Raw genomic sequence first — 26,817 nt, 5'->3', positions numbered from 1 at the left:
TGATGTTTCACTCCGCACTGGGTTGATTCGTACAGACCCGAAGTAGAGGCTTTGTCGAGAATCTACCGGTTTCACTTGTAAGTAACGCGTAAGCTAGGCGGGTTGTCGCTAGCCAACTAACGTTCCAGCCGACTCAATCTCGCCAAAGAAGGTGGTTATTTGCAGGGGAGAACGGCTCCGGTACTCTCACCACGCGAGATCCGCTTGATCATGGCCAGCCTACTCGCGGCACTCTTTCTCTCTTCACTCAATCAGACCGTCGTCGGCACGGCCATGCGCACTATCGCCGATGACCTCGGCGGCGTGTCACTGCAGGCCTGGGTAACCACCGCGTTTCTTATCGCCTCAACGGTAAGCACCCCAATCTACGGCAAACTCTCTGATATTTTCGGGCGCCGACCACTGTTGCTGGCGGCCATGACGCTTTTTGTGGCCGGTTCGCTACTTGCCACCACCTCGCTCGATATGATCCAGCTCGCCGCCTACCGCGGCGTGCAGGGCCTGGGTGCGGGCGGCTTGATGTCGCTACCACTGGCCATCATCGCCGACGTGCTCTCGCCCGCCCAGCGCGCTAAAGTGCAGGGCCTGTTCATGGCCGTGTTCGGTGTTTCTTCGGTGGCTGGCCCCCTCGTGGGTGGGCTGCTCGCCGGTATCGACGAGGTGTTCGGGGTCACCGGTTGGCGCTGGGTGTTCCTCATCAGCGTGCCGCTGGGGCTGGTCGCATTCATCCTCACCTGGCGCTACCTCCACCTACCCAAAGTGCACGGTAGCGCCCGCATCGACTGGTTCGGGTCGGCACTTGTGGTGCTGGTTGTGGTGCCGCTCATCCTGGTTGCCGAGCAGGGAACCCACTGGGGCTGGGCCTCCCCCACCGCCATCACCTGCTATCTGACCACCGTCGTCTCGCTCATTATCTTCGCCTTCGTCGAACGGCGAATGGGTGACGATGCGATCATCCCGCTGAGTCTTTTCCGCATCCCGACCTTCTCGGTGGCGGTTGGGGTGAGTGTGCTGGTGGGGTTCGGGATGTTTCTGGCCATGATCATCCTGCCGCTCTACATGCAGATCGTGCTGCGCCTCGGCCCAACTGCCGCGGGTTTGGCGCTGCTGCCGCAGGTGTTCGCGCAGCTTATTTCATCGCTTGTGGTGGGATTCGTGGTGGCGAAACTGGGCCGCACCAAACCCCTGGTGGTGGGCGGCACCGCGCTACTACTGGTGGCCTATTGGCTACTCACCACCAGCCAATACGACCAGCCGGTCTGGCGCCTGTATCTGCCGATGGTGCTCTTCGGCGTCTCACTGGGTGCACTGCTGCAATCACTCACCCTGACACTACAGTCGGCGGTCGAACCCGATCAGATGGGCGTGGCCTCATCGTCATCGGCATTCTTCCGCTCAATCGGCGGCACCTTCGGCACCGGGATCGGTTTCTCGGTGCTGTTCGGCTCGCTTCCACTCAGTCTTTCGGAGGCACTCGAACGCCCCGACCTGCACGCCAATCTGCAGCATGCGCTGAGTCAAAAAGCAGTGCGGGCCGATCCCGATAACGCCGTCCTGATCCAGATTCTGCAATCGCCACCGAACGAAACCATGAACTCGCTCAATGGCGACACCTCGTTCTTAATGCAGGCCAACGATCAGCTCGCCGCACCGTTTTTGTGGGCATTTAACGAGTCGACCGTCCAGGCATTCTGGTTCGGGCTCGCCATGGTGGCGGCCGCGCTGGCACTATCGTTCTTGCTGCCAAACACCCGCCTCGGCGACCGGTCAGCGCTGCAAGAGCTCCACGACCGCAGCCAGATCGCACCGCCGAGCACCGCCGGAGATGCACCCACCGGCACCATCCCGATCGTGCTCCGACAAACCGACACACCGGCAGGTGACAGCACCGCGTCCCGGCGCCGAAAAGAACCACCCGCGCGATCATAACCGGCCACCGGCTTGCGGAAACGTCCAGCCCGCAGCGGCACACTGGTTGCATGACTGATTCAGGCAGCTACACGTACACGCGCGACGCCAGCCGCTCACGATTCGTGGTGCATCACGGCGATCAACTCGTCGGATTCATGTCGTTCGTCGACCAGGGCGACCGCATCATCATTGACCACACCGTCGTCGATGAAGCCCACCAGGGCGGTGGCGTCGCCTCACAGCTCGTTGCCCACGGGCTGCGCGAGCTCGCTGAAACCACGACGGCAACAATCGTCCCGGAGTGCTCATACGTGGCGATGTGGCTGCGCCGCCACCCCGAGTTCGGGTATCTCACCACCCGCGGCACCGGCGCATCCCAAGCCGCTGAACCCGCGGCAGAAGACGCCGCCGAACGTCTCGACAGCGCCAAAGTGACCCCCGCCCTCGACGACGATTCAACCGGCGTCACCGAACCAACAAGCAGCGAACAGTTCGGTATCGATCAGAAAGGTCAGTAGTGCACGGCGAATATAAGGTGCCCGGCGGCAAGCTCGTGGTGATCGACTTCGAGGTGCGCGATAACCACATCGCACATCCTCGCGTCGCTGGCGACTTCTTCCTCGAACCAGATGAAGCGCTCGACGCAATCAATGCTGCGCTTACCGGGCTGCCAGTCGACACGCCGGCCGCCGAAATCACCCGGGCCGTGCAGGAAGCACTCCCCGAAGATGCGCACCTGGTGGGGGTGAGCCCGGCCGCAATCGCCACCGTCGTGCGCCGCGCCGTCACCGGCGCACGCGAATGGAACGACTACGACTGGCAGATCGTGCATCCGGGGCCGCTCCCGGCACGCGTGCATGTCGCCCTCGACCAGGTGCTCACCGAAGAAGTTGCCGCCGGCCGCCGCGCCCCCACCCTGCGGTTTTGGGAGTGGACCGAATCGGCCGCGATTCTCGGTTCGTATCAATCGGTGCGCAATGAGGTCGATTTGGATGCGGCCCGCGCCGAAGGCATCCAGGTGATCCGTCGCGTTTCGGGTGGCGGGGCGATGTTTATGGAGGCCGGCAACGTGGTCACCTACTCGCTCTACGTACCCACCGAACTGGTGGCCGGGATGAGCTTTGCCGAGTCATACGCCTATCTCGACGCGTGGGTGCTGACGGCACTGCGCGAGATCGGTGTCAATGCCACCTATCAACCGCTGAACGACATTGCTTCACCGGCCGGGAAGATCGGCGGCGCCGCGCAGAAGCGCATGGGAGCTGGGGTGCTGCACCACGCCACCCTCTCGTACGACATCGACGCCGACAAGATGACTCGGGTGCTGCGCATCGGGCGCGAGAAAGTCAGCGATAAGGGCATCCGCTCGGCGAAAAAGCGGGTGTCGCCGCTGCGGTCACAAACCGGGATGCCGCGCGACGAGATCATCAAGTCGCTCACACGCTCGTTCATGGCGAATAACCGCGCCGAGTTTGGTGAGGTAACCCCGTCCGAGCTGCAGCGGGCACGCGAACTTGCCGACACGAAGTTCGCCAGCGACGAGTGGACATTCCGGGTTCCCTAGCCCAAGCATCCCCCCTATTCCAGGGGTGAGCAATAAGCTGAGATTTATAGTCAGTATGGTGCCCATCACCAAACTTGGCATTCTGGCTTGCAGCTGAACGGTTCATGATGGCTGAGTGCAGCTCACTCAGCTGTGCCTCAGTTCGCCGCCACCGCGGTAACCGCGCACAGCTGAACTGCCAAACGAGAAATGTCGGTTGCGCGAGCCACACCAATTCCGGTGCCGACTCCACAGCCCTAACCAAAGCGAGAAGATGTCAACGAAGACAAATAGCGGCAACTCCGCAACCCCCGCGGGCAACACCGGCACCGTCGATATCGGCGACCACGGTTACAAAAAAGGGCTGCAGAACCGCCACATCCAGATGATCGCCATCGGCGGCGCAATCGGCACGGGGCTCTTCCTCGGCACCGGCGGCCGCTTCGAAATCGCCGGCCCCGCCCTCGCAATCGTCTACGCGATCTGCGGTGTTTTTGCCTACCTCGTGGTGCGGGCGCTCGGCGAGCTCGCCATGTATCGCCCCTCATCGGGCGCCTTCGTCAGCTACGCGCGTGAATTCTTCGGCGAAAAGGGTGCCTACACCGTTGGCTGGCTCTACTTCCTCGACTGGGCCGCCACCGTCGTCGCCGATATCACCGCGGTAGCGCTCTACGCCCACTTTTGGTCGATTTTCATGCCGGTACCCCAGTGGGTGCTCGCGCTCGTCGCGCTCGCCGTCGTGATGACCATGAACCTCATCTCGGTACGGCTTTTTGGCGAGCTCGAGTTCTGGTTCGCGTTCATCAAGGTGGGCGCGATTGTGCTGTTCGGCATCATCGGCATCTGGGTGCTGATTACCGGCCAGAACGTCGGCGACTACCAGCCCGGCCTCAGCCTCATCACCGAACACGGCGGCCTCATCCCGAACGGCATCGGCTCACTGTTTGCCATCACTCTCGGCGTGGTGTTCGCCTTCGCCGGAATCGAAATGGTCGGTATCACCGCCGGCGAATCAACCGACCCGCACAAGTCGATTCCGCGCGCGGTCAACTCGGTCGTGTGGCGCATCCTGCTGTTCTATGTCGGCTCGGTGCTACTACTCACCCTGCTTATGCCGTGGGATGCCTACTCGTCGCACGAAAGCCCCTTTGTCACCGTGCTCAGCGCAATCGGCATCCCCGCCGCCGACGATGTGATGAATCTCGTGGTGCTCACCGCCGCCATGTCGAGCCTTAACGCCGGGCTCTACGCCACCGGCCGCACCCTGCGCTCGCTGGCGATGGCCGGCACCGCGCCGAAGTTCGCGAAACGGATGAACAAGTCGGGCGTGCCCTACGGCGGCATCCTCATCACCTGCGCCGTCGGCATCCTCGGTGTGTTCCTCAACATGATCATGCCCGAAAAGGCGTTCGAGGTGGTGCTCAACCTCTCGGGTATCGGCACCGTATCGGCCTGGGCATCGATTATGCTCTGTCACTGGGCGCTCGTGCGCCGCGCCCGGCAGGGTCGGCTGCAGCGCCCCGAGTTCCGGCTGCGTTTCGCACCGTGGGTCAACCTGCTGACGCTGGTGTTCTTGGTGTCGGTGGTTGTGATGATCGGCCTCGACGGCGAAATCGGCCCGCTCACGCTCGGCCTGTTCGCCATCGCGCTCGTGGTGATGTTCATTGGCTGGTTCGTGGTGCGTGGCCGCATCGACGCCGAGGCGCTGACGCACAACATCGATGTGGTCGGCGAGGGAATCGATAACTAGCCGAGCTGATCTTCTGCTGCGCTGGCGGGTGGTTCGAATCGGAACGCCAGCCAGCGCAGCAGGTCGTTTGTGGTGGTGTCGCGATCGAGTTCGTTGAACACCTCGTGTCGCGCGCCCGGGTAGATGCGCAGCTCCACATCCTGTAGCCGCGTCACGTGACGGTACGCCCAGGCAAGTGCCCGCGCACCCCGCCCGCCATAGCTGAGCGGATCGTGATCGCCACCGAGAATCAGCACCGGCAGGCGCGCATCCCGCCCTCGCCGCGGCAGCGGCGGCAGGGTGAGTAATCCCAGCGCCCCCAGCGGTGACCACACCGATGAGTGGGCGATATCGAAACCGTACGGATCGTCAAGCATCCGGTGCACCTCGGTTTCGTCACGCGAAAGCCAGCTGAGCCCGTGCGGCTTTTGCAGGTGATCCCACGCGGCGTTGTAGTTACCGACGTTGATCAGGCCCGGCTGCGCGAGCGTGGTGCCCGAGAGCACGAGCGCGTCGAAGAGGTCGGTGTTGTTGCGAAAAAGCTGCTGGGCCATGAGCGAACCCCACGAGTGCCCGAGCTCGATAATCGGCAGCCCGCTGTGTTCGGCGCGGATGCGGTGCAGCACTTCACGAACTGCGCGGCGGGCACCGTGCACACCTTCGGGACCGAGCTGGCCGAGACCGTAGGCGCCGACACCGGTGCGGCCGTGACCGTAATGGTCGTCGGCGATTACGGTGTATCCGGCGGCGGCCAGGATGTTGGCTAGGCGCTGGTAGCGGCGGGCGTGCTCACCGGCGCCGTGCGAGATGTGCACGATTGCGTGCGGGCGGCGACGATTTGCCGACCACTGGTAGATGTGTACGTTGATTCCCCGGATACGAACCTGTTGTTCGAGGTAGTCGACCGTGATGCCGTCTTGGCTCGTGTCTTGTTTGGGTGTGTAGAAGCGTTCGGCTACCGGTCGAGGACTCATATCAACCACCCTATGCCCGCATCCCTGCGGCTCCCTGCGGATTTTTGTTTCCTGTTTTTAGTTTTTTGACTGCAGTTCGACCAAGATAGGCCCAGATTCACCGGTTTTGGCACCTATCCCGCCAATTCTGCAGCCAAAAATCTGAGCCCGAATCCACTACTGCAGCCAGGAAACAAAATTCGCAGGGCACAGAGGCAGAAGCAGGGTCCCGGATGCAGGCAGAGCAGGCCGGATGCAGACAGCACCGGGATGCAGACACAGCAAGCCCGGAAACAAACCTGCACCCGATCTCCGCAGATTTTTGTTTCCTGTTTCCTGATTTTTGACTGCAGCTCGACGGAAAAAGGCCAGAAATCACCGGTTCTGGCACCTACCCCGCCAATTCTGCAGCCAAAAATCAGAGCCCGAATCCACTACTGCAGCCAGGAAACAAAATTCGCAGGGCACAGAGGCAGAAGCAGGGCAGAGGGGCAGAGGCAGGGCCCGGATGCAGGCAGCACCGGATGCAGGCAGCACCGGATGCAGGCAGCACCGGGATGCTAACCGGGGGTGGGATGCGCGTCCCCACCCCCGCGGTAACTAGGCCCGGCGTTCGTTCCAGCGACGCTCAATCACCGCGGTGAACTCGCGTACGAACAGCTCGATCTCTTCGCGGCTCACCACGATCGGCGGCGCAACTCGGATCGACTGCGGACGGGTGTTCTTAATCAGAATCCCCCGCTCGATCAGCTCGGCAACCACCTCGGCAGCCGTGCCAATCGCTGGGTCGATGTCGACACCGGCCCACAGCGCCACACCGCGCACCTCGGTGAGACCGCGCCCGAGCAGCGCCCGCAGCCCGTCAAAAAGCACCGGATGCAATTCTTCGGCATGCGCCTGCCACTTACCGGTGGCAAGTTCGTCACATACAGCCTTACCGAGCGCGGTTGCCACCGGGTTTCCGCCGAAGGTCGAACCGTGTGTTCCCGGCGTGAATACGCTCATCACCTCGTTGCTGCCGAGCACCGCCGACACCGGGTAGAGGCCCGCGCTCAGCGATTTCGCGCAGGTGACGATATCGGGCAGGATGCCCTCGGCCTGAAAGCGGAACGGCGTACCGGTGCGCCCCATCCCGGTCTGCACCTCGTCGCAGATCATCAGCACGTTGGCCCGCTGGGTGATCTCGCGCACCCGCTTGAGGTAGCCCTCGGGCGGCACCACGACGCCGCCCTCACCCTGAATCGGTTCGAGCAGCACGGCGACGGTGTTGTCGTCGATGGCCGCTTCGATCGCGTCGGCGTCACCGAACGGCACCTTCACGAATCCGGGGGTGAACGGGCCGAACCCGTCGCGGGCGTTTTCGTCATCGCTGAACGACATGATGGTCGTGGTGCGGCCGTGGAAGTTGCCGTGCATGACGATGATTTTGGCCTGGTCGGCGGGCACACCCTTGATCTTGTAGCCCCACTTGCGGGCGGCTTTGATGGCGGTTTCGTTGGCTTCGGCACCGGTGTTCATCATCAGCACGCGGTCGAGGCCGGATAGCTTCGTGATCGCCTCGGCAAACTCGCCAAATCCGGTGGCGTAGAACGCGCGCGAGGTGAGGTCGAGTTTGCGCATCTGGGCGCAGGCGATGTCGATGAACTTGTCGTTCGAGTGGCCGAAGTTCGCGGCCGAGTAGGCCATGACGGCGTCGAGGTAGCGCTTGCCATCAACGTCGGTGACCCAGGCGCCTTTGCCTTCAGCCAGCACCACCGGCAGCGGGCCGTAGTTGTTGGTGCCGTGTTCGTTGACGAGTTGGATTTCTGCGGATGCGCGTGAAGACAGTTCAGACATGCTCCAAGCCTAGTGGCCGAAAAACAGCTACCCGCCGCGCAGTTGCGAAGCGCCCCGCAGCAAACCAGAGTTTGGCTGCGGGGCGCGCACAGTGCGCATCAGGGCGCACACCGTCTGCTGAGACTATTCGAGACCCTTACCCGAGGGCGACACCAGGATCTTCACCGCAGTTTCGTTGCGATTGATGAGGGTGTCGAAGCCCTTGTCGATGAGGTCGTCGAGGCCGATCTTGCCGGTGATGAAGGGCTTGAGGTCAACCTTGCCTTCTTCGACCATTTTGATGGTCTTGGGGTGCGTGTTGACGTAGGCGATCGAGCCGCGCATGTCGATCTCTTTCATCACCAGTTTGTGCATGTCGAACTCAGACTTGTGACCCCAGATCGAGACGATGAGCAGCACACCGGTGGGACGCAGTGCATCCATCAGGGTGTCGAGCACCACCTGCACGCTGGTGGCTTCAAAGGCAACATCTGCACCCTTACCACCGGTGAGTTCGCGCACCTTCTCGACCACGTCGACCTCGCGCGGGTCGAAAGCGTAGTCGGCGGCACCCGAGTCGAGGGCTTTCTGGCGACGCAATTCGCTCAGCTCTGACACCACGACCGTGGCACCGATGGCCTTCAGCGCGGCACCGCAGAGCACACCGATCGGCCCGGCACCACCAACGATGGCGACATCGCCGGCCTTGGCGCCCGAGCGTTCAACGGCGTGCACGGCAACCGAGAACGGCTCGATGAGCGCGGCCTGGTCGAGGGGCACGTCCTTCGAGATCTTGTGCACCCAGCGGCGCTCGACGACGATCTTCTCTGCCAGACCGCCACCGCGGCCACCCAGACCGATGAAGTTCATGTCTTTCGACAGGTGGTAGTCGTTGCTGTCGGGGCCGGTGTCGACGTCGTCGGAGATGATGTAGGGTTCGACGACGACATGGTCGCCAACTTCGAGCCCGTCAACGCCCTCACCCACTTCGTAGACAACGCCCGACATTTCGTGCCCGAGCGTGATGGGCGATGACTCACCCGAGATGGGGTGCGGATGCCCTGCCGGCGGACAGAAAATGGGGCCGTCGAGATATTCGTGCAGGTCGGTGCCACAGATACCGCACCAGGCAACGTCAATGCCGACAGTTCCCGGAGCGACCTCCGGTGTGGGAATGTCTTCGATGCGAATGTCGTGGTTTCCGTAGTAGCGTGCGGCCTTCATAACAACCTCCTTGGAGACGATGAATCGGCACGGGTTACGAGCCGACTGGCGGCGAAAACGCCCAAGCTCAGCGTACTCCTCGAGGGGTCGCAGACGCTTCGAGTTCCATCAGAACCGCGCCCGCGGCACCGGTATGAATGCGCCGATAGGATGCCCAAACCGCTATTCGGTAAACACCTTGCCCGGGTTGAGAATATTCTTCGGGTCAAACACCTGTTTGATCTGCCGCTGCAGGTCGTACTGTCGGTCGCCGAGCTCATCACCCAGCCAGCGTCGCTTGAGCAGCCCGATGCCGTGTTCACCCGAAAGCGTGCCGCCAAGCGCAAGTGCTGCATGAAACATTTCGTTGGCGGCTTCCCACACCCGGTCGGGAACCGCATCCACCGACCCCTCAAACACGAAGGTCGGATGCAAGTTCCCGTCGCCCGCGTGCGAGGGGCAGGCAATAAACACATCGTATTTCGTGGCGATGCGATCGATTTCGGCGAACATTGCCACCATTTTTGAGCGCGGCACGGCCACATCTTCAACAAGCACCGACCCCATTGCGTCCAGTGCCGGGAATCCCTGCCGCCGCACATCTACGAGCGATGCCGCGGCTTCGGGGTCGGTGGTCAACACCGCTCTTCCCCCGGCGCTCTCAACCACTTCCAGCACCCGCTGTGCCTCGCGTTCAGCGTCGCTGCCGTCGGTTTGGATGAGCAAATACACGCTGCCCTGGCTGGCGAGATCAACGCCGGTGTGGTCGCTCACCGCCCGCAGCATATTGGCATCCAGCAGCTCTTGGATCGCCGGCTGCAAACCTGCCGCGGTGACCGTTGCCGAGGCGGCGGCCGCGTCGGCAACAGTGTCGAAATAGGCGCCGATAGTGGGCACGGTGCCGGTAACCGCTGGCCGCAGTTTGAGCGTCGCTTCGACAATGATGCCGAGTGTGCCCTCCGAACCGATCATGAGCGCGCACAGGTCGAGCCCGGTGACACCCTTCACGGTGCGATGCCCCACCTCGATCAATTCGCCGTCGGCGAGCACCACCTTGAGTGACAGCACCGATTCGCGGGTCACCCCATATTTGGCGCACAGCAGCCCGCCCGCGTTCATAGCGATATTGCCGCCAACAGTCGCCAGGTCTTTGCTGGCGGGGTCGGGTGGCCACCACAGGCCGTGCTTGGCGAGTTCGCGGTTGAGGTCTGCGTTGATGATTCCCGGCTCAACCACACACAGCAGGTCATCGCGAGATATTTCGTGGATGCGGGTCATCTTGGTCGTCGACAGTACGATTTCGCCGTGCCCGGCAACGGCGCCGCCGGAGAGCCCGGTGCCGGCGCCGCGGGTGACGACGGGAATGCCGTGCTCGTTGGCGTAGCGGCAGGTGGCCTGCACGTCGGCAACCGTTTCAGCTTCGACGAGCGCGAGCGGTGCGGCGGCGCTGCGCAGCCCCGAGCGGTCGCCGCGCAACTGATCAAGTAGCGCCGGTTCGGTTCGGACTCGGCCGGGTACGGCCGCGAGTAACCCATCAAGCATGACGGCCAGTTTAGTAATTCGCTGCCCGGCTGCCAGCAACGGCCGTCTTATGGGGTAACGCGGGGTGATTGCGCGGGTCAACGCGCGGGGCCCGCGCCATTAGCCGCTTCGGCAACCACCGTGATCTGGCTGCGTAGCACGAGCTGTGTTCCAACGCTCAGGGCGGTGCCGCCGAGCGCCGCCGCCTCGACGCACACATAGTTGCGCCACTGGCCGACGCCGAGGTCGGCGGGCGCTGCATCCGGACCGCAATTCCACACGACCGCCTGCCGGGCACCATCGAAACGCAATTTAAGCTGCCGCGCCATCGCCGCATCGACGACGACAATATCGTCGACATCACCACCCGGCAGCTCATAAATGCGATCGACCAGGGCACCGAACTCGATTTCCGGTTCTGCTTCGCATTCGCGCTGCGCGGCCTTGTCGAAGTAGCGGCAGTGCTCGAGCCCCCGCAGCGCGATTGCGGTCACATCCGACACCTGCAAATAGGTGTGCAGCGCCGCTTCGACCACCGCCTCGCGCTCGCCGCGGTTGGTGATCGTCAGCTCATTCACCAGCGTGTTGCCGGTTGCCGTGGTGCTGGCAATCAGCTCGAGGTTCGCCTCGCATCCGGCTGCATCCCGGCCCACTTCAAGCCGGTGCCGGGTGGCGGTTTCGCTCACTGCAAGCGGCTGCCAGATGCTCGTGCGCGCCGGGCCGTGGCTGGGGCGCTGGTTGCCATCGGGCCCGGCCGCGAACCAGGGCGCACAGATCGGCACCCCACCGCGCCAGGCAGTTTCGGCATTCGAGGTCGCGAGCGAACTCGAAAACAGCACCGGTTTTCCGTCCACCTGCCACGCCACTGCGTGGGCGCCACGATCGAGCACCTGCAACATAGCGGCCATGTTACGGGCCGCAGGTTACGCGGCGCCCCACCCGGATGCGCGTTAGAGCTGTTCGGCTTCGCGCTCGTGCGGGAAGAGCCCCATCACCCGATCGTCGGGGTAGCCAAACCGGTTGGCGGTGATCGAGATCGATTGCTCCCGAAGGAATGGCAGCATCTCAAGCCTGCCCGCGAGTGTGACATCGTCTGAGAACAGCGCGATGTCAACAATGTTCTTCGTGGCCCGGCACACCGCGGAACGCGAGCCACCCACTAGGCGCATCCGCAGCGCCTCCCGAAGCCCTTCCTGCCGCATCCGCTGCGAGAACTGTTCGTCGCTTTCGAGCCGCACCCGGGCACCGCGCAGCGCCAATTCATCGGCCACCTGCCGGGGCAGTTCGCGACTGAGTGACAGCAGCACCGGGGCCCGCGCTACGGTTACCGCCACCAGCACCTGTGCCAGCTCGGTAAAGGAGGCGTTTTCGGCGGCGCGGATCAGGCACTCGGTTGGGCGATAGCGAAACAGGTTGCGCTCAACGCCGAGATTGGCGCGGTCGACTACCTCACCAAACTCTTCATTCCAGGCGATCTGACAGCTCACCGCGGTGGTGCGCACCCGCTCAAACGCGTCAAAGTCGAGCGACACCTGCATCGCTTCGATGAGTCGCTGGGCCGAGTCTTCGAGCCCGCGCAAGTGCAGTGTGTGTGATTGCTCACCCGGCTCGGCTCGCCAACGACCCAGATGCACGAGCGAATTTGGCCCACCCGACTTCATCTTGGTGCCGATCATCGACCGACCCCAGCCACCGATCGGCTGCCGTTGAACGCGGCCGTCGATCATTTCGCGGTTGATGTAGAGGTTGCCGGCGCGCACGAGCTGCACCCACTCGGCAATCTCGGCGCGGTCGAGCGCGAACAGTCCGGCGCCGAGCCCGTAGTCGATGCGGTTTTGGATTTCGGTGGCTGTGGTCAGTGAGTCGGCGGTGATGAGGTTAATCACCGGCACCGGTGCATCCTGCCGGGCCGATGGTGAGTCGGGCTGCACACCGACGCGGATGCCGGGGGTCCACAGCCTGCCGGCATCGTCGAGGGCGCGCGGTTCGAGCAGCCAGCGTTCGCCCTCGGCCAGTTCGGTCAGCGCCTCGACCTGTTTCACCGTGGCGCGGCTCACGAGCGGGCCGACGTGCACGGCCGGGTCGGACGGATAGCCGATGCGCACGGCGGCGATCGCGTCGGCAAGCTGGGCGGTGAACCGCGCCGAGCGCGCCACCGAACCCACGAGGATCGCGTTCGAGGGCCGTGCTGCGCGCTGCCCGAGCGAAGCCACCACCGAGCGGGCGATTTCGAACGCCGCCAGGTCGTAGTCGGCCGAGGGTGTCACGATCACCGATGATTTACCGCCCGACATCCCCACCAGCGGCAGGTCGGCACGCCACTCGAGGAATCTGCGCGCGGTTTCGTAGGTGCCCTGCAGGAGCACCCGTTCAACCCGATGATCGGTGATGAGCTGTTCGCCCAGCTGTTCGTCGGTGAGTAGGCGCTCATCGCACGATGCCACGTGCAGCAGCTGTTCATCAACGCCCGCCGCCCACAGCACCCGCACAAGAATCGCGGCGGTGCGCGGAGTGCGCGGCGATGGCTTCACCACCACGGCGCTGCCTGCCGCGAGCGCCGCAACGATCGCAGCGCAGGTTGAGCCCACCGGCGGAATCCAGCCGGGAACAACGAGTGAAACGCGCACCGGTTCGAATCGGGCGCCCTGCATCCGGTCGAGCTGGCGGGCGAGGTGGGCAGCGTGGTTGGTGAGGTCGATGGCGTCGCTGACGTCGCGGTCGGCTTCGGCGAAGGTGAAACCGGTTTCGCTGATCGCCACTTCGATGAGGCGGGCGCGGTTGGCTTCGAGGGCGCGGGCGACGGTGTCGAGTCGGGCGGCACGTTCCCAGCCACTGGTGGCCGACCAGTGTTCGGATGCTCGGTGTGCCTGATCGAGGATCGTGCTGATCGCTTCGGTCGACTCGACCATATCGGCGGCGGCTTCGGTGATTCCGAGTTCGCTGTGGGCGGCGCGGCGGATGACCCGGAGGGCCCATTCACGCACCTCCGGCTGGGTGCGGTCAGAGACGGGTTCGTTGCGGAAGGTGTTTCGTAGCGGCCGGCCACGCCGCAGCCCGAGCACCACTTCGGTGAGGTCGGGTTGTGCGCCGGTGTCGGCCGGGTTGATAACTGCGGTGTCGTTGGCGGTGGTGGCGCTTGCTTCGGCGCGGGAGGCGGCGCTGTCACCGTTGTCGGTTGACTGGACCGGATCGCTGTCATCGACGGCGGAATCGTGGATGTGGCCGAACGCTTCGGTGACGTTCGGGTCGTCGGCGATGGTGATGGGTTGGGCCGCCACGAACGATTCTGACCAGTCGGGCCGCGGAGCTTCGGGTTCATCACTGAACAGCCCGGGCGGGAATATATCGAAGGGAATCGAAGCGGTGACGTTTGGAGCGTCTTCGGGGTTCACCCGCTGCTGTACATGGGCGCGCCCCACCGGCAACCCGTCTACGAGGTCGACAGCGGCAAGCAGTCGCTGTGAGGCTGGCGAGAGGTCGGTTTCGGGGGTGTGCACGGTGTCGCTGCGCTGCAGTTCGTGTTCGGCAAGGAGCGATCGCAGGTAGCGGGTGCCGGCACGCAAACCGCTCTCGGGCAGCAGCCCCAGCCGCACCCGAACGGCCGCACCGGCGGCACGCAGCCGCTCGACCACGTGTTTTGGTGTGCCGGCCGGCACGAGTGCCGAAACCGGTGCGAGGGCGCCGCGTTTGCGGGCAAGCTGCAACGCCAGAGCGGCATCGAATTGGCTGTTGATGCCCACTTCGAGTTCGAGGGTGCCGTGATGCTCGGGTGCGAGCACCTCGTCGATCAGGCGCACCGCGTTGGCGTCTACCGCTTCGGGTTCGGTGTAGCACAGCGGCGGCATCGAGCGCAGTTTCGCCTCGGCCAGTTCGTTACGCACTCCCGGTCGGCGAGTGATCGCCACCCGAATGGCCGAGCCGCCGTCTTCGCGACGCAGGTGCGCCCATCCGGCTAGCCTTCGCAATAGCGGCGCCGATTCGGGGTAGTCGGCCGGTATTTCTATTCCCGCCCGTGCCTGTTCGAGCCCGTTCACGTCGAGCGCACGCATGAACGTTTCGACCGCGAGTTCGAGGCGGCTGGCGCTGGTCACCCGCAGCTGCACGTAGGTGGGGGTGTTTCCTTCGGTGGCGGCTAGCAAAATTGCCGCGAGCCGCATGGCCGCGCGGTCGGCGTTGCCGTCAAAGTCCCAGTCGTTGTCGAGATAGTCGAGGTTGTCGATCGCCATCTCGAGTTCGACAAGCTCATCGTGACCGGCCAGTTCGAGCAGTCGTTCTTGCAGCGCGTTGAAACCGTTTTCGCCGAGCACCGGTTCGCACAGTGGCCGCACGCGGGCCGCATAGCCGTCGCGGTGCACGGCCTCGATGCGTTCAGACAGCTTGCGAGCGCGCACGAGTTCGGCGTCGAAGAGCCGGTGTGTCACGCGTTTTGCTAGCGGCACGGCAATGAAGGGGGCACCGGCACCGGCGAATGTGCCGAGTGTGAGTAGCCGCCGGGATGCGCCGGTAACGGTGTCGGGGATGCGGTCGCTCAGGTCGGCCAACCCGTTTCCGGCGGCCACCCGGTCGTCGGGGCGGATGACATCGTCAATCAGCTGCCGCAGGAAGATCGCTCCCCCAGTTTCGCGCAGCACCCGCTCAAGTTCTGAGCTGTCGTCTGCCTGGCGGTCGCCAGACTCGGCTGCCTGGGCGGCGCGCGCTTCTCGCTGGTGGGTATCAGCTTCCCACTGGTCAAGCAGCGCCAGGGTTTCGGGGATGACGTCGTTGACCGTCACCGTGAACCGGTTTATCTGCTCTTCGGCTGTCGCGGCCCCAGACTCTTCGGCTGCCGCAGCCGCCAGCGCCGGTGAGTTTGTGAGCGGCGGCAGCGGTGGCATCTGGCCCGGTTCGGGTTGCGGCGCGCGGCTGTGACCGACACTGATGGATTCGTCGAGATTAGGTTGCGGGTTGGTGCCCTGGTTGCGGCGCGCGAGCACACCGCGAACGAGGTCGGCGCGTTCTTGACGCAGTGCCGACTCGTTGCGGTTTTTTTCGCGCCTCGGAGTTTCGGGGGCGCGGTCACCCTGCGGGTTGTGCATGGTTGCAGCCTAGCGATGCATTCACGCGCTTGCCGGGTGCCGCGCCCGCTGTGGGCCACGATTTATGGCGTGGCTACTGCTGCACCTCGCCCGGCAGGATCAGACCGTTCCAGGTTTCGTCGATGTAGGCGGCCATTTCGGGTGACAGCAGCAGCTCGTGCAGTTTCTGGATGCGCGGGTCGTCTTGCAGCTCGGGGCGGGTTACCAGCACGTTGTAGTACTTCGATCCCTCTTTCTCGGCGAGCAGGATCGTTTCACTCGTCAGCTGCGCGGGGATCGCGTACGACGAGGTCACGAACGCGGCGTCATTATCGTCGAGTGTGCGTGGCAGCGTGGCGTTGTCGACCTCTTGGAACTCGTAGTTCTTGGGGTTGGAAGTGATGCCCGAGATATTGTCGGCGCCCTCAGTGATCTCGATGATGCCTTCGCTGGCCAGCAGTTCGAGCGCGCGCGCCTCGTTCGAGGGGTCTTTCGGAATCGAGATGACCGCACCCTCGGGTAGCTCGTCAAAGCTCTTGTACTTCTTCGAGTGGAAGGCAGCTGCGGGCAGATAGATCTGGCCGAGCGAAACGAGGTCGTCACCGGCCTCGCTGTTGTACTTGTCGAGGAAGGCCTGGTGCTGGAAGAGGTTCGCGTCAATCGAACCGTCGGATAGCGCCGGGTTGGGGGTGTTGTAGTCAGAGAACTCAACAAACTCGATCTGGATGCCGGCATCTTCGGCGAGGTTTTCTTGCACAAACTGCAGCATCTGACCGGCAGGTACCGGAAGCGCTCCCACGCGTAGCGGGGTGTCGAGCGAGACAGTTTCTGGCGTTTCGGCGGTGCCGGCACAGGCCGAAAGCGCGAGCGCGGTGGCCGCGGCAACACCGGCGGCGAGGATGCGGCGAATCGATTTCTGCATTGATGGTTCCTTTTCGGTGGGGTTGTCCGGTTGCGTCAGCAACGGGATGGAGCTGGCAAGAAAGTTGCGTTTCGCTATATTTCGCGGCTGAACAGCGTGCGGTGTTTGGGTCGTTCGCGGCCGTAGCGTTTCGCGACGAGGGTGAGTGCGGTTTGGATGAGCTGCACGAATACGAACAGGATGATGATGACGGCCACCATGTGTATGGGCGAGTAGCGCTCGTGCCCATAAGAGATCGCGACTTGGCCGAGCCCGCCACCTCCCACAGTGCCGACCATGGCCGAGAAGTTAATGATCGAGGTGAGCGTGGTGGCAACACCGAGGATGATCGCCGGGGTCGCTTCGGGCATGATGACTCGACGGACGGTGAGCCAGCGTGAGGCCCCGAGCGAATCGGCAGCCTCGAGGAGCCCCGCATCAACTTCGCGCACCGCGATCTCGACCATCCGGGCAAAGAACGGGATGGCCACGAGCGTGAGCGGAATGGTGGCAGCCTGGGTGCCAATGAATGTTGGCCGCTGGGTGAGCATCAGCATCACCCAGCGGGTGACTGGGATGAGCGCCACCATGAGCACGATGAACGGCACCGAGCGGCCGACGTTGACGATGAAGCTCAGCACCGTGTTGATAGTGGCGCCGAGCCAGCGCTGCCCGAAGGGTCGGGCAAGAAAGCCGCCGCGTTCGGTTGCCACCAGGATGATGCCCAGTGGCAGGCCCACCAGCAGGGTAATGAGCATCGAGATCGACGCCATGTAGAGGGTTTCGCCGGTGCCTTTGAGCAGCACCTGCCACAGTTGCGGCCAAAACTCCGGGTGGTTGATATCGGTCACGACTGCACCTCCGCGGGGTCGGTGACGCGCCAGGCGGTCAGCCCGTCGGCGACGAAGTGAGCGACCACACGTTCGGCATCGCTCAGGTCTCCCGGAACTGCGAGCCGGGTGCGCCCGATCTGCACACCGTCGATGGTTTCGAGGGTGGCGCCAATAATCGACACGTCTACGTCGAGGGTGCGCGCCAGCCGCACCACGGCCGCATCCGTTGCCTGCAGCTGCGAGTAGGTGACGTCAACGAGCTCGTAACCGGGGATGTGACTGAAGGCGCCCACCGGGAAGAGTTCTTCGGCGACTTTGCTACCGGGGGTGGCGATGAGTTCGGGCAGCGTGCCGGTTTCGATAACCCGGCCGTGTTCCATCAGCGCGGCTGAATCACAGATGCGTTTGACCACATCCATTTCGTGCGTGATGAGCATCACAGTGAGGTTGAGTTCGGCGCTGAGTCGTTTGATGAGGTCGAGAATGCTGCGGGTGGTTTCGGGGTCGAGCGCGCTAGTTGCCTCGTCGCTCAACAGCACGCTGGGGCTGCTGGCGAGGGCCCGGGCGATACCGACGCGTTGGCGCTGCCCGCCCGAAAGCTGCCGCGGATAGTCGTTTGCGCGATGTGCGAGCCCAACCAGATCGAGCACCTCGATCACTCGGGAGCGGCGCTGCGCACGCGGGGTGCCCACCGCTTCGAGCGCGAAATCAACGTTCTGTGCGACCGTGCGGTTACCCACGAGGTTGAAGTGTTGAAACACCATACCGATGTCGTGCCGAGCAGTGCGCAGTTCGTTGCCGTCGAGGTCGGTGATCCGATGCTCACCGACGGTGACCGTTCCGCTATCGGGACGTTCGAGCGCGTTGATGCAGCGCAGCAGCGTTGATTTACCGGCGCCAGATTGGCCAACCACACCGAAGATGCTGCCGCGTGCAACTTGCAGCGACACATCCCGCAGCGCGTGCACGGCGTGTTCACCGCTGCCGTATGAACGGCTCACGCTTTCGATGGTGATCACAGGTTTCCTCCAGGTTGAGACCTCCCGATTGTGGTCACCGTGGCCGATTTGTTGAAATCGCGTGACGCTGCGTTACATCGCACGCTGATCAGCAGCCCCTGAAGCGCTCGCTAATCGGAGTCGATATCGCTCTCGTTACGTGCTTCGTCAACCGCTGGTACATCTTCATCGCGCACCTGCTGCGAGGCGGCATATCGTGCCTGCAGTTCGCGCAGGGTGCTGAGATCGATAGCCATCGTCTCGGGCAGGGGCTCCCCCACCAGCAGCCACTCGAGCCCGTCGAGCAGTGATCCCACCGAGCGCTGTTTGGCGACGACATCGATGCGCAGCCCCAGCGCCCGGGCATCTTTCGCGGTGCGCGGGCCGACAGCCCCCAGCATGATGTCTTCGGGGATGTGGTCGAACTGCTTCACCAGCTGTTCAGCCGCCGAGCCGCTGGTCACCAACACCGCGCGAATGCGCGAGTGCCGAATGTCGTATTGGATCGAGTCGGGTGCGGGAACTCCCACCGAACGGTAGGCCACCACCGAGTCGACGTGGTGTCCACGACGGCGCATCCCGTTAGTGAGCGCTGGTTTTGAATGCTCCGAACGCAGCCACAGCGCCCGCACCCGTTCGGGTGCCTGACGCTGGGCCTGCGGCCACTCCACCAGCAGCCCCTTGGCCGAGTCGTCATAGGCGGGGATAAAGTCGGCGTTGTAGCCGGCGCTTGCCAGCGCCTGCGCGGTGGTTTCACCGGCCGCAGCGATTTTGGTGCTGGTGGGAACGCGCACGTTCATCGAGTGCATCACATCGATGGCGGTCTGACTGGTCACCACGAGCCACTCGTAGTCGCCGCGTTCAAGTTTGGCGAGCGCCTCGTGCAATTGCGGAGCGTCCTGCGGTGAGGGGCTCGCAAAGTTGATGAGCGGTGCCACAATGGGGAAGGCTCCCCGAGCGCGCACCGCATCGGCAGCGTTACTCCCGAAGGTTCCGCCACGGGGCACGAGAATCTTCATACCCCGCAGCGGTTGATTTGGGTCGCGAGTAACGAAGCGTCGAGCCATCATCGCCACCATGTCTTAATGGAGCACCTCGTAGATCTCTGCGGGGGTTACCAACCGGCCCAGCGTGAGCGAGGCTACCGAACCAATCGCTACATCGTCACCGAACGGTTGGCCAAGGTCACCCAAAAGCGCCACCGGCTCATCCGCTTCGGCCACGACGAAGAATCGCATCTCACCAATACCCAGCTCGCTGTGCAGCGACACGACGGCATCGCCGCGCAGCAGGGTGGCATCGTCTTCGAGGCCGAGTTCGGGGTCGGCAGCGTCGAGGTCGGCCTGATCGAAATCAGCTGGATCGGCGACATCTGGTTCGCCGTCAACGAGTTCGTCGAGATCGTCGTCGGCAAGCGCATCCAACAGCGCGAGTTCTTCGGGATCGGGTTCTGACGCTTCGAGCAGGTTCAGCCAGCGGCGCGGCTGGGGCTCAAGTTCGGTGAGCTCAACCATGGCGAACGAGTCGAAAACCTCGAGCGCCGAGCACATTTCGGTGCGCAGCAGCTGTCGCTGTGCCCACTGCAGATCGGTCATCGAGCTGCCGCGCAGCCACACCAGCAGCCGCTGGTGGTCTTCAAACCCGGTGAGGTCGTAGCAGCCGCGTAACTCAACACCCTCGTCGCGCAGCTCGGCAAGCACACCATCGAGCTGTTCGATGGCGCGCACCGCCTCTTCACCGGCACCCCCGGTGCGCTGCGACTCACCGTTGCTGCACAGAGTGCACATCAGCGAATACGAAACCTCAGGCGCAGCCAAAGCGCCGCCCGCACTTGCAATCTGGTCTGCCACAGTGGCCTCGCTTAGCGCCCGCGCCGCGGCAACATGAACGCACCGGCGATGATGCCGCCGATGATGGCAACCGTGCCCGCGAGCACGCCCACCGTCAGGGCAGGGCTTTCTTTCCAGAGCCGTCGCGCTTGGGTTTTACGGTCGTCGGCCCACTCACCGAGCCGAGCGGGCACATCAAACTTGTATTCGAGCGCATCGAGCGTTTCGGCCAGTTCGCGACGGGTCTGTGCAATATCGCTGCGAACCTGGGCGGCAGTGCGCTTGGCGGGCTGTTCGGGGGTGGTGTTTTCGTTACTCATACTTGCCGAGTCCTTTCAGCGCATTGAGATCTTGACGTACCGAGTCGAGTGTCTCGGAGGGGACAACACCGTTCATTTTCTTGAACATCGCAATCGCCACAACGGCTGCGATCACCATGATGACCAGCAGTGCGCCAGCCACAATGAGGGCCGAAAGCCACGGAGCGAACACGGTGTTCAGGCCGAGAATTGCCGCGGTGATGAGCACGGCCCAGAGCGTGATGCCCATAAGCGCCACTACCGCGAACAGGCCCGCACCGGTGCCGCCCTTGATAGCTTTCGATTTCATCTCGAGCTTGACCTGCTCGATTTCCGATTTCACCAGGCTGGTCACCAGGCCCGGAACCGAACCGACCAGCCGGCTGGTTTTCTGCTTTGATTTGGGGTTGAACCTGCCGATGCGCATCGGCTCTTCAACATTCGGGAAGGGACCGCTGGCCTCGGCAGCCGGGGTCTTGTCGTAATCGCTCATCCGAGTGTCCTTTCTGCGCCCTGCTCGGCGATTGGCACAATCAGCCTGCTAGGCGGGGTTCGAAACCGTGCCCTCGGGTACGGTGTTGCGTTCGGCCGCCTTACGCTGCGCTTCGCGACGCGAGGCGCCGGTGGCCGCGCGAGTGAGTGCTGAGGCCCCTTTACCGAGCAGCCCAAACGCTTTCTCTACCGCCGAGGGAACGTAGCGGTCAACCAGTCGCTGCACTCGATCGGCCTGCCGCTGCACGTGTTTGGAGTTCCACACTTTGCCAGCCTGACGCGCAATCTGTTCGTAGCGCTCACGGCCGGCACGTGCGCCGAGCACATAGCCGGTAGCGAGACCGGCGAACAGCGCGATTTTCGATGCGGTTTTCATTTGGTCTCCTTCAGGCGACGATCGTGGTTGCCGGCCGACATCGTCACCTGTGCGCGTGTCGACCGGGTTAACCACACCAGGTTAGCGAGCGAATACAACGGAATGCTGACTACCAAATCTCGACGCGCTGCTCGGGCGCAAGCCACATCTTGTCGCCTGGCTGCACATCAAATGCCGCATAGAACGGGGCCAGATTCGAGACGATCTGGTTGCACCGGAACTCGGCTGGCGAGTGCGGGTCGACCGCCAGCATCATCTTGGTCATCTCGGGCCGCTTCTTCTCACGCCATGACTGCGCCCACGAGTAGAAGAAACGCTGCGCGGCAGTGAGCCCGTCGATCACCTCGGGTTCGGCACCGTCGAGGTGGCGCAGATACGCCTTCCAAGCAATACCGAGGCCGCCCAGGTCACCGATGTTCTCACCGATGGTGAACTCACCGTTCACGCACTCACCGTCTGCGCCCTCGGGTGAGAGCCGGTTGTATTGGTCGATCAGCGATGCAGTGTGCTGTTCGAACGCTTCGCGGTCGGCGTCGGTCCACCAATCGTGCAGGCGCCCGTCACCGTCATACTTCGACCCCTGGTCGTCAAACCCGTGACCGATCTCGTGCCCGATAACCGCGCCGATCGCGCCGAAGTTCGCGGCCGCATCCCGGTCGGGGCTGAAAAAGGGCAGCTGCAAAATCGCGGCCGGGAACACAATCTCGTTCTGATGCGGCAGATAGTAGGCGTTCACCGTCTGCGGGGTCATCAACCACAGATCGCGGTCGACGGGTTTGCCAACCTTCGCCCACTCCCAATCGGCGTCAAAACGTGCGGATGCTCGCACATTCGCGATCAGATCGGTGGCGCTGATCTCAAGCTTCGAATAGTCACGCCACTTCACCGGGTAGCCGATCTTGGGCGTAAACTTCGAGAGCTTTTCGAGCGCCCGGTCGCGAGTTTCGGCGCTCATCCAGCTCAGCTGCGAGATCGAGTCGTGGTAGGCACCGAGTAGATCAGCCACCAGCGCATCCATCTGCGCCTTCGCTTCGGGTTTGAAATGCCGTGCCACATACTCACGGGCAATCGCCTCGCCGAGCATCGACTCGACATGCCCCACACCGCGCTTCCAGCGCTCGCGCTGCTCGGGCGCACCAGTGAGCTTGGTGCCATAAAATGCAAAGTTGGCGGCCGAAATCTCGGGCGACAGCACCGCCGCATACGCCAGCACGATGCGCCACAGCAGCCAGTCGCGCCAGTGCTCGAGCTGCTCGTCAACCAGCAACTCGGCCAACCCATCCGCGAAGCTCGGCTCGTTGAGCGAGAACCGCGCAAACGCTTCGACGGGCACCTCGAGCGCGGCAAGCCAGCGCGCAAACCCCTCGCCGGCGAACTTGCCGCGCAGCTGGTCGAGCGTGGTTGGGTTATAGGTGAGGTCGGCCTCACGGGCGCGCACCACATCCCAGTGGTGGCTGGCAATCGCCGTCTCAAGCTCGAACACGCGCTCGGCACGCTCGGCAGCGCCAGGCACCGACACCAGCTCAAACATCCGCTCGATGTGGGCGCGGTAGGCCTCGCGAATTTCGGCATACTGCTCTTCGCGATAGTAGGCCTCGTCGGGAAGCCCGAGACCGGCCTGCTCGATGTACAGCAGGTTGGTGTCGGGATCGGCCACATCGCCGATCACATACAGCCCGAAGAACCCGCCCACACCGTCGCGCTCGTGGCGGCCGATGAGTTCCATCAGCTCGGGCAGATTGTCGACCGCCATCACCTGCTGCAGATCGGGCGTGATCGGGTCGGCACCCAGCTCAGTCAGGCGTTCTTCATCCATGAAGACCGCGTACGCATCCGCCAATTTACGCTGCTCGCTCCCCGCCTCGGCGCTGGCACAATCATCGAGAATCTCACGCACGGCCGCCTCTGCTTCATCGCGCAGAATGTAAAACGAGCCGTACAACGATTTATCAGCCGGAATCTCAGTCTCGGCTATCCACCTGCCGTTGACGTGGCGGAACAGATCATCTTGCGGACGCACCCGCTCATCGAGCTGGTCGAGTTCAATACCGCTGGCTTGCGCGCTGTTATCAGTCATGTCTGGCATCCTACGCAGCCGCAGCTGCGAAGCCGCCCACCACCATCCGCATCAGATTCCACCACCATCGGCACAGAATCCGAGACAATAGCCCGGTGACCCCATCCGTTAATCGGCGCATCCTCACCCTCGCCATCCCGTCGCTCGGCGCGCTCATCGCTCAGCCGCTCATGGTGCTGGCCGACACCGCCATGGTGGGGCATCTGGGCGAACAGACGCTCGCCGGGCTCGCGGTGGGATCGAGCATCATCACCACCGTCACCGGGTTGATGGTATTCCTGGCCTACACCACCACCCCGCGGGTGGCGCGGCTTTTGGGTGCCGGTGACCGCCCCGGCGCGATCCGCGCGGGAATCGACGGTATCTGGCTCGGTTTCGGTAGCGGTGTGGTGCTGCTGCTGGCAACACTCGTAATCGGGCCGCTGATCGTGCCAGTTTTCACCGCCGATGCACTTGCCCAGCAGGCGGCCACCCAATACCTGACGATTTCGGCGTGGGGGCTACCGGGAATGCTCACCGCCATCGCCGCTACCGGGCTGCTGCGCGGGCTGCAGGATGCGCGCAGCCCGCTCATCATCGCCAGCGTCGGCGCCGCGATCAATGTGGTGCTCAACTATCTGCTGATCTACCCCGCAAGCCTTGGCATCGCCGGGTCGGCCCTCGGCACTGCACTGGCCGAAACCCTGATGGCGGTGGCCTATGTGGTGATCGCGGTACGCGCATCCCGCAAGCACGGGGTGTCGCTGCGCCCCGGTATTGGCGACCCGCGCCAGGCCCTCACCGACTCGTCACTCATGATCGCCCGCACCGCAACCATGCGCGTGGCGATGCTGCTGCTGGTGCTGCTTGGCGGGGCTATCGGCGTTTCAGAGCTCGCCGCGCTGCAGGTGCTCGTGACAGTGTTTAATTTGCTCGCGTTCGCTCTCGATGCCCTCGCAATCGCTGCCCAGGCGATGATCGGCCACGATCTCGGTGCCGGCGATACCGGCTCGGTGCGCGGGCTCGTGGGGGTGCTTGTGCGCTGGGGGCTGTGGCTCGGATGCGTGCTGGCCATCCTCATCGCCGCGCTCGCACCGGTGCTCGGCCGGGTGTTCACCTCGGATGCGTCGGTGCTGCAGCTGCTACCGGCCGGTTTCTGGGCGCTCGCGATTGCACTACCGGTGAGTGCGCTGGTGTTTGTGCTCGACGGCGTGCTGATCGGCGCCAGCGATATTGCCTATCTGGCACTGGTCGGCGTGATTAATCTCGCGGTGTTTGCCGGTTGCGCGGCGGCGGTGTGGCTGCTGCAGCCCAGCGGCACCACCGGCGTGATCGCGCTGTGGGCCGCATACGGTGGCGGGTTCATGATCTCGCGCGCGGTAACGCTAAGTTTGCGGGTGCGCACGCAGCGCTGGCTCGGCAATGCCGCCAACTAGAAGAGCGTCGGCGCGCCGACCTGTTCGCCCTTCATGGCGTCATAGTCGAGCACCAGGCAGCGAATGCCCCGGTCTTCAGCCAGCGTGCGCGCCTGCGGCTTAATCTCCTGCGCCGCAAACACCCCCGTCACCGGTGCCAGCAGCGGGTCGCGGTTCATCAGTTCGAGATAGCGAGTGAGCTGTTCCACACCGTCAATTTCACCGCGACGCTTAATTTCGATGGCGATCGACTTGCCCGCCGCATCCCGCGCGAGAATATCCACCGGCCCGATCGCGGTCATATATTCGCGCCGCACCAGGGTGGCGCCCTCTGCTACCCGCTCAATCTGCGCGGCAAGCAGCTCCTGCAGGTGCGCCTCGACACCGTCTTTCATGAGGCCCGGATCTTCACCGAGCTCGTAGGTGTTGTCGTCGAAAAACTCGAAAATATTCACCCGCAGCGCATCACCCGATTTACGGTGCGTCACTTGCCAGCACTCGATAATTCCGGCCTCGCGCTGCTGTTCATCGAGCTCGAGCTGTTCAAACACCGCCGGCGGCGACATCCAGTTGAGCGGCTTATACGAACCGCCATCCGAGTGCACCAGCAGCGAACCATCGGCCTTGTGAATCAGCAACCGGGTGGCTTCGGGCAGGTGGGCGGTGAGTCGACCGGTGTAGTCGACCGTGCAGCGGGCAATAACTAGGCGCATCCCGACAGGCTAGTCGAATTGATTTCGCGTGCGGAACGTACCGCGTAGGCTGCCAGAGATGCGGTTTTTCTTTGATGCGCGGTATATCCGCACCGATTTTCACGACGGGATCAGCCGATATACGGCCGGTCTCGGTAGCGCCGTGCAGCAGTTGGCACCCGATGAGGTGACCTTCCTCATCCATGATGAACGCCAGCTCGCGCACCTGCCCGACGGTGCGCGTTGGCTGCTTTTTCAATCAAATGAATCGCCGCTTGAGCCTATCGCCGCGCTCCGGCTCAACAAATACCGCCCCGATGTGTTGTTCTCGCCGCTGCAGACAATCGGCACTGCCGGACGCAACTTCGCCGCAATCCTCACGCTGCACGATCTCATCTACTACCGGCACCGCAAGCCCCCAACCAACCTCAACCCGCTACTGCGGCTGGGATGGCGGCTGTATCACCTCACCTATTGGCCGCAGCGCTGGGCCCTCAACGGTGCCGACCTCGTGGCCACCGTTTCAAACACCTCGCGTCGCGAAATCCTCGAGCACTGCCTCACCCGCAATGAGGTCGTGGTCATTCCCAATGCCCCGCAAGACCTCGCCGCGCTATTACCAGAGGGGGCATCCGCCACCTCGCCTAACGCCACCCTGCGCGGTCGCAACCTCGTCTACATGGGTTCGTTCATGCCCTATAAAAACGTCGAAACACTCATTCGTGGCATGGCGCAGCTGCCGCAGCACCGGCTGCACCTGCTCAGTCGCATCCGCGACGATCGCCGCCGCGAACTCGAGGCGCTCATCCCGAAGGGCGCCCAGGTGATCTTCCACAACGGCGTCTCCGACGCCGAATATGCGCGCCTGCTTGCCGACGATGCCATTCTCGTTACCGGCTCGCTGGATGAGGGCTATGGCCTACCCATCGCAGAGGCCCTCGAACTCGGCACCCCGGCTGTGGTGAGTGAACTCGACATCTTCCACGAGGTTGCCGGGCCCGGAGCCAAGTATTTTTCGCCCACCGACCCCGAAGCGTTCGCCGCGCGAGTGCGCGAGCTCTCCCATCCCCGCAGCTATGCCACCACCGCCGCCGCCGGACGCGAACACATGCGCCAATACACCTGGGAGCGTTCGGCCGAGCGGCTGCTGGCCGCAGCGCGCGAACTGTACACCGCCCGCAACCGCTGACCAAACCG

The 26,817-nt window shown here is 63.6% G+C and carries 22 protein-coding genes; 6 read left to right on the top strand and 16 right to left on the bottom strand.

Features of this window, described 5'->3' with window-relative positions:
• Positions 1 to 210 precede the first annotated feature (210 nt).
• The 4 genes from RQ865_RS02625 to RQ865_RS02610 all read left to right on the top strand — a co-directional run bounded on the left by RQ865_RS02625 (position 211) and on the right by RQ865_RS02610 (position 5,204).
• Positions 211 to 1,929 (top strand): MDR family MFS transporter, encoded by a 1,719-nt coding sequence (locus RQ865_RS02625; protein ID WP_311477283.1) that lies wholly within the window; start codon positions 211 to 213, stop codon positions 1,927 to 1,929.
• A gap of 50 nt (positions 1,930 to 1,979) precedes the next feature.
• Positions 1,980 to 2,429, top strand: coding sequence for a GNAT family N-acetyltransferase (locus tag RQ865_RS02620; RefSeq protein WP_311477281.1), 450 nt, complete (start codon positions 1,980 to 1,982; stop codon positions 2,427 to 2,429).
• Positions 2,429 to 3,475: a biotin/lipoate A/B protein ligase family protein gene (locus tag RQ865_RS02615; protein WP_311477279.1), complete on the top strand. Its 1,047-nt coding sequence runs from the start codon at positions 2,429 to 2,431 to the stop codon at positions 3,473 to 3,475. Before RQ865_RS02620 ends, RQ865_RS02615 begins: the two co-directional genes overlap by 1 nt.
• A gap of 253 nt (positions 3,476 to 3,728) precedes the next feature.
• A complete protein-coding gene (locus RQ865_RS02610; protein WP_311477278.1) occupies positions 3,729 to 5,204 on the top strand; it encodes an amino acid permease in 1,476 nt (491 codons plus the stop codon).
• Here RQ865_RS02610 and RQ865_RS02605 read toward each other — a convergent pair.
• The 15 genes from RQ865_RS02605 to RQ865_RS02535 form a co-directional block, all read right to left on the bottom strand.
• Positions 5,201 to 6,157 (bottom strand): alpha/beta hydrolase, encoded by a 957-nt coding sequence (locus RQ865_RS02605; RefSeq protein WP_311477276.1) that lies wholly within the window; start codon positions 6,155 to 6,157, stop codon positions 5,201 to 5,203. The two genes, RQ865_RS02610 and RQ865_RS02605, sit on opposite strands and share 4 nt — an antisense overlap.
• A gap of 579 nt (positions 6,158 to 6,736) precedes the next feature.
• A complete protein-coding gene (gene rocD / locus RQ865_RS02600; RefSeq protein ID WP_311477274.1) occupies positions 6,737 to 7,972 on the bottom strand; it encodes an ornithine--oxo-acid transaminase in 1,236 nt (411 codons plus the stop codon).
• 123 nt (positions 7,973 to 8,095) lie between these two features.
• Complete coding sequence (locus tag RQ865_RS02595; RefSeq protein ID WP_311477272.1) at positions 8,096 to 9,175, bottom strand: 2,3-butanediol dehydrogenase; 1,080 nt, start codon at positions 9,173 to 9,175, stop codon at positions 8,096 to 8,098.
• Between the two features lie 162 nt (positions 9,176 to 9,337).
• Positions 9,338 to 10,696, bottom strand: a complete 1,359-nt coding sequence (locus RQ865_RS02590; protein WP_311477271.1) for an FAD-linked oxidase C-terminal domain-containing protein — start codon at positions 10,694 to 10,696, stop codon at positions 9,338 to 9,340.
• Between the two features lie 77 nt (positions 10,697 to 10,773).
• On the bottom strand, positions 10,774 to 11,574 hold the full coding sequence (locus RQ865_RS02585; RefSeq protein ID WP_311477269.1) for a hypothetical protein: 801 nt from the start codon (positions 11,572 to 11,574) through the stop codon (positions 10,774 to 10,776).
• Between the two features lie 51 nt (positions 11,575 to 11,625).
• Positions 11,626 to 15,750, bottom strand: coding sequence for an aldehyde dehydrogenase family protein (locus tag RQ865_RS02580; protein ID WP_311477268.1), 4,125 nt, complete (start codon positions 15,748 to 15,750; stop codon positions 11,626 to 11,628).
• Positions 15,751 to 15,823: 73 nt separating this feature from the next.
• Positions 15,824 to 16,651 carry a MetQ/NlpA family ABC transporter substrate-binding protein gene (locus tag RQ865_RS02575; RefSeq protein ID WP_311477266.1) on the bottom strand — a complete coding sequence of 276 codons (828 nt, stop codon included), beginning with the start codon at positions 16,649 to 16,651 and terminating at the stop codon, positions 15,824 to 15,826.
• 74 nt (positions 16,652 to 16,725) lie between these two features.
• Positions 16,726 to 17,481 (bottom strand): methionine ABC transporter permease, encoded by a 756-nt coding sequence (locus RQ865_RS02570; RefSeq protein ID WP_311477265.1) that lies wholly within the window; start codon positions 17,479 to 17,481, stop codon positions 16,726 to 16,728.
• Positions 17,478 to 18,482: an ATP-binding cassette domain-containing protein gene (locus tag RQ865_RS02565; RefSeq protein WP_311477263.1), complete on the bottom strand. Its 1,005-nt coding sequence runs from the start codon at positions 18,480 to 18,482 to the stop codon at positions 17,478 to 17,480. Before RQ865_RS02565 ends, RQ865_RS02570 begins: the two co-directional genes overlap by 4 nt.
• A gap of 110 nt (positions 18,483 to 18,592) precedes the next feature.
• Positions 18,593 to 19,528 (bottom strand): uroporphyrinogen-III synthase, encoded by a 936-nt coding sequence (locus RQ865_RS02560; protein ID WP_311477262.1) that lies wholly within the window; start codon positions 19,526 to 19,528, stop codon positions 18,593 to 18,595.
• 15 nt (positions 19,529 to 19,543) lie between these two features.
• Positions 19,544 to 20,311, bottom strand: coding sequence for a chlorite dismutase family protein (locus RQ865_RS02555; RefSeq protein WP_311477260.1), 768 nt, complete (start codon positions 20,309 to 20,311; stop codon positions 19,544 to 19,546).
• 11 nt (positions 20,312 to 20,322) lie between these two features.
• Positions 20,323 to 20,610: a DUF3618 domain-containing protein gene (locus RQ865_RS02550; protein ID WP_311477258.1), complete on the bottom strand. Its 288-nt coding sequence runs from the start codon at positions 20,608 to 20,610 to the stop codon at positions 20,323 to 20,325.
• A complete protein-coding gene (locus RQ865_RS02545) occupies positions 20,603 to 21,082 on the bottom strand; it encodes a phage holin family protein (protein ID WP_311477256.1) in 480 nt (159 codons plus the stop codon). The genes RQ865_RS02550 and RQ865_RS02545 overlap by 8 nt, the downstream gene beginning before the upstream one ends.
• Positions 21,083 to 21,130: 48 nt before the next feature.
• Entirely contained in the window at positions 21,131 to 21,457 is a 327-nt protein-coding gene (locus RQ865_RS02540) for a hypothetical protein (RefSeq protein ID WP_311477254.1), read from the bottom strand.
• A gap of 109 nt (positions 21,458 to 21,566) precedes the next feature.
• Positions 21,567 to 23,534, bottom strand: coding sequence for a M13-type metalloendopeptidase (locus RQ865_RS02535; RefSeq protein WP_311477252.1), 1,968 nt, complete (start codon positions 23,532 to 23,534; stop codon positions 21,567 to 21,569).
• Positions 23,535 to 23,629: 95 nt separating this feature from the next.
• On the opposite strand from RQ865_RS02535, the gene RQ865_RS02530 reads away from it, so the two are divergent.
• Positions 23,630 to 24,949 carry an MATE family efflux transporter gene (locus RQ865_RS02530; RefSeq protein WP_311477250.1) on the top strand — a complete coding sequence of 440 codons (1,320 nt, stop codon included), beginning with the start codon at positions 23,630 to 23,632 and terminating at the stop codon, positions 24,947 to 24,949.
• Here the strand turns inward: RQ865_RS02530 and nucS are convergent.
• Positions 24,946 to 25,641: an endonuclease NucS gene (gene nucS / locus RQ865_RS02525; RefSeq protein WP_311477248.1), complete on the bottom strand. Its 696-nt coding sequence runs from the start codon at positions 25,639 to 25,641 to the stop codon at positions 24,946 to 24,948. The two genes, RQ865_RS02530 and nucS, sit on opposite strands and share 4 nt — an antisense overlap.
• Positions 25,642 to 25,699: 58 nt before the next feature.
• Here nucS and RQ865_RS02520 point away from each other — a divergent pair, with 58 nt between their 5' ends.
• Entirely contained in the window at positions 25,700 to 26,809 is a 1,110-nt protein-coding gene (locus tag RQ865_RS02520) for a glycosyltransferase family 1 protein (RefSeq protein ID WP_311477247.1), read from the top strand.
• Positions 26,810 to 26,817 lie beyond the last annotated feature (8 nt).

The sequence above is a fragment of the uncultured Gulosibacter sp. genome (genome assembly GCF_963509965.1).
Classification (GTDB): domain Bacteria; phylum Actinomycetota; class Actinomycetes; order Actinomycetales; family Microbacteriaceae; genus Gulosibacter.
Note: the sequence above shows the minus strand (reverse complement) of the source record. Positions and strands in the feature narration are given on the sequence as shown.

What these genes read in the sequence shown, in the direction of transcription:
- RQ865_RS02625 (WP_311477283.1), top strand. Translation starts at nt 211, where the DNA reads ATGGCCAGCCTACTCGCGGCACTCTTTCTCTCTTCACTCAATCAGACC.
- RQ865_RS02620 (WP_311477281.1), top strand. Translation starts at nt 1,980, where the DNA reads ATGACTGATTCAGGCAGCTACACGTACACGCGCGACGCCAGCCGCTCA.
- RQ865_RS02610 (WP_311477278.1), top strand. Translation starts at nt 3,729, where the DNA reads ATGTCAACGAAGACAAATAGCGGCAACTCCGCAACCCCCGCGGGCAAC.
- RQ865_RS02605 (WP_311477276.1), bottom strand. Translation starts at nt 6,157, where the DNA reads ATGAGTCCTCGACCGGTAGCCGAACGCTTCTACACACCCAAACAAGAC.
- rocD (WP_311477274.1), bottom strand. Translation starts at nt 7,972, where the DNA reads ATGTCTGAACTGTCTTCACGCGCATCCGCAGAAATCCAACTCGTCAAC.
- RQ865_RS02595 (WP_311477272.1), bottom strand. Translation starts at nt 9,175, where the DNA reads ATGAAGGCCGCACGCTACTACGGAAACCACGACATTCGCATCGAAGAC.
- RQ865_RS02590 (WP_311477271.1), bottom strand. Translation starts at nt 10,696, where the DNA reads ATGCTTGATGGGTTACTCGCGGCCGTACCCGGCCGAGTCCGAACCGAA.
- RQ865_RS02585 (WP_311477269.1), bottom strand. Translation starts at nt 11,574, where the DNA reads ATGTTGCAGGTGCTCGATCGTGGCGCCCACGCAGTGGCGTGGCAGGTG.
- RQ865_RS02580 (WP_311477268.1), bottom strand. Translation starts at nt 15,750, where the DNA reads ATGCACAACCCGCAGGGTGACCGCGCCCCCGAAACTCCGAGGCGCGAA.
- RQ865_RS02575 (WP_311477266.1), bottom strand. Translation starts at nt 16,651, where the DNA reads ATGCAGAAATCGATTCGCCGCATCCTCGCCGCCGGTGTTGCCGCGGCC.
- RQ865_RS02560 (WP_311477262.1), bottom strand. Translation starts at nt 19,528, where the DNA reads ATGGCTCGACGCTTCGTTACTCGCGACCCAAATCAACCGCTGCGGGGT.
- RQ865_RS02550 (WP_311477258.1), bottom strand. Translation starts at nt 20,610, where the DNA reads ATGAGTAACGAAAACACCACCCCCGAACAGCCCGCCAAGCGCACTGCC.
- RQ865_RS02545 (WP_311477256.1), bottom strand. Translation starts at nt 21,082, where the DNA reads ATGAGCGATTACGACAAGACCCCGGCTGCCGAGGCCAGCGGTCCCTTC.
- RQ865_RS02540 (WP_311477254.1), bottom strand. Translation starts at nt 21,457, where the DNA reads ATGAAAACCGCATCGAAAATCGCGCTGTTCGCCGGTCTCGCTACCGGC.
- RQ865_RS02535 (WP_311477252.1), bottom strand. Translation starts at nt 23,534, where the DNA reads ATGACTGATAACAGCGCGCAAGCCAGCGGTATTGAACTCGACCAGCTC.
- nucS (WP_311477248.1), bottom strand. Translation starts at nt 25,641, where the DNA reads ATGCGCCTAGTTATTGCCCGCTGCACGGTCGACTACACCGGTCGACTC.
- RQ865_RS02520 (WP_311477247.1), top strand. Translation starts at nt 25,700, where the DNA reads ATGCGGTTTTTCTTTGATGCGCGGTATATCCGCACCGATTTTCACGAC.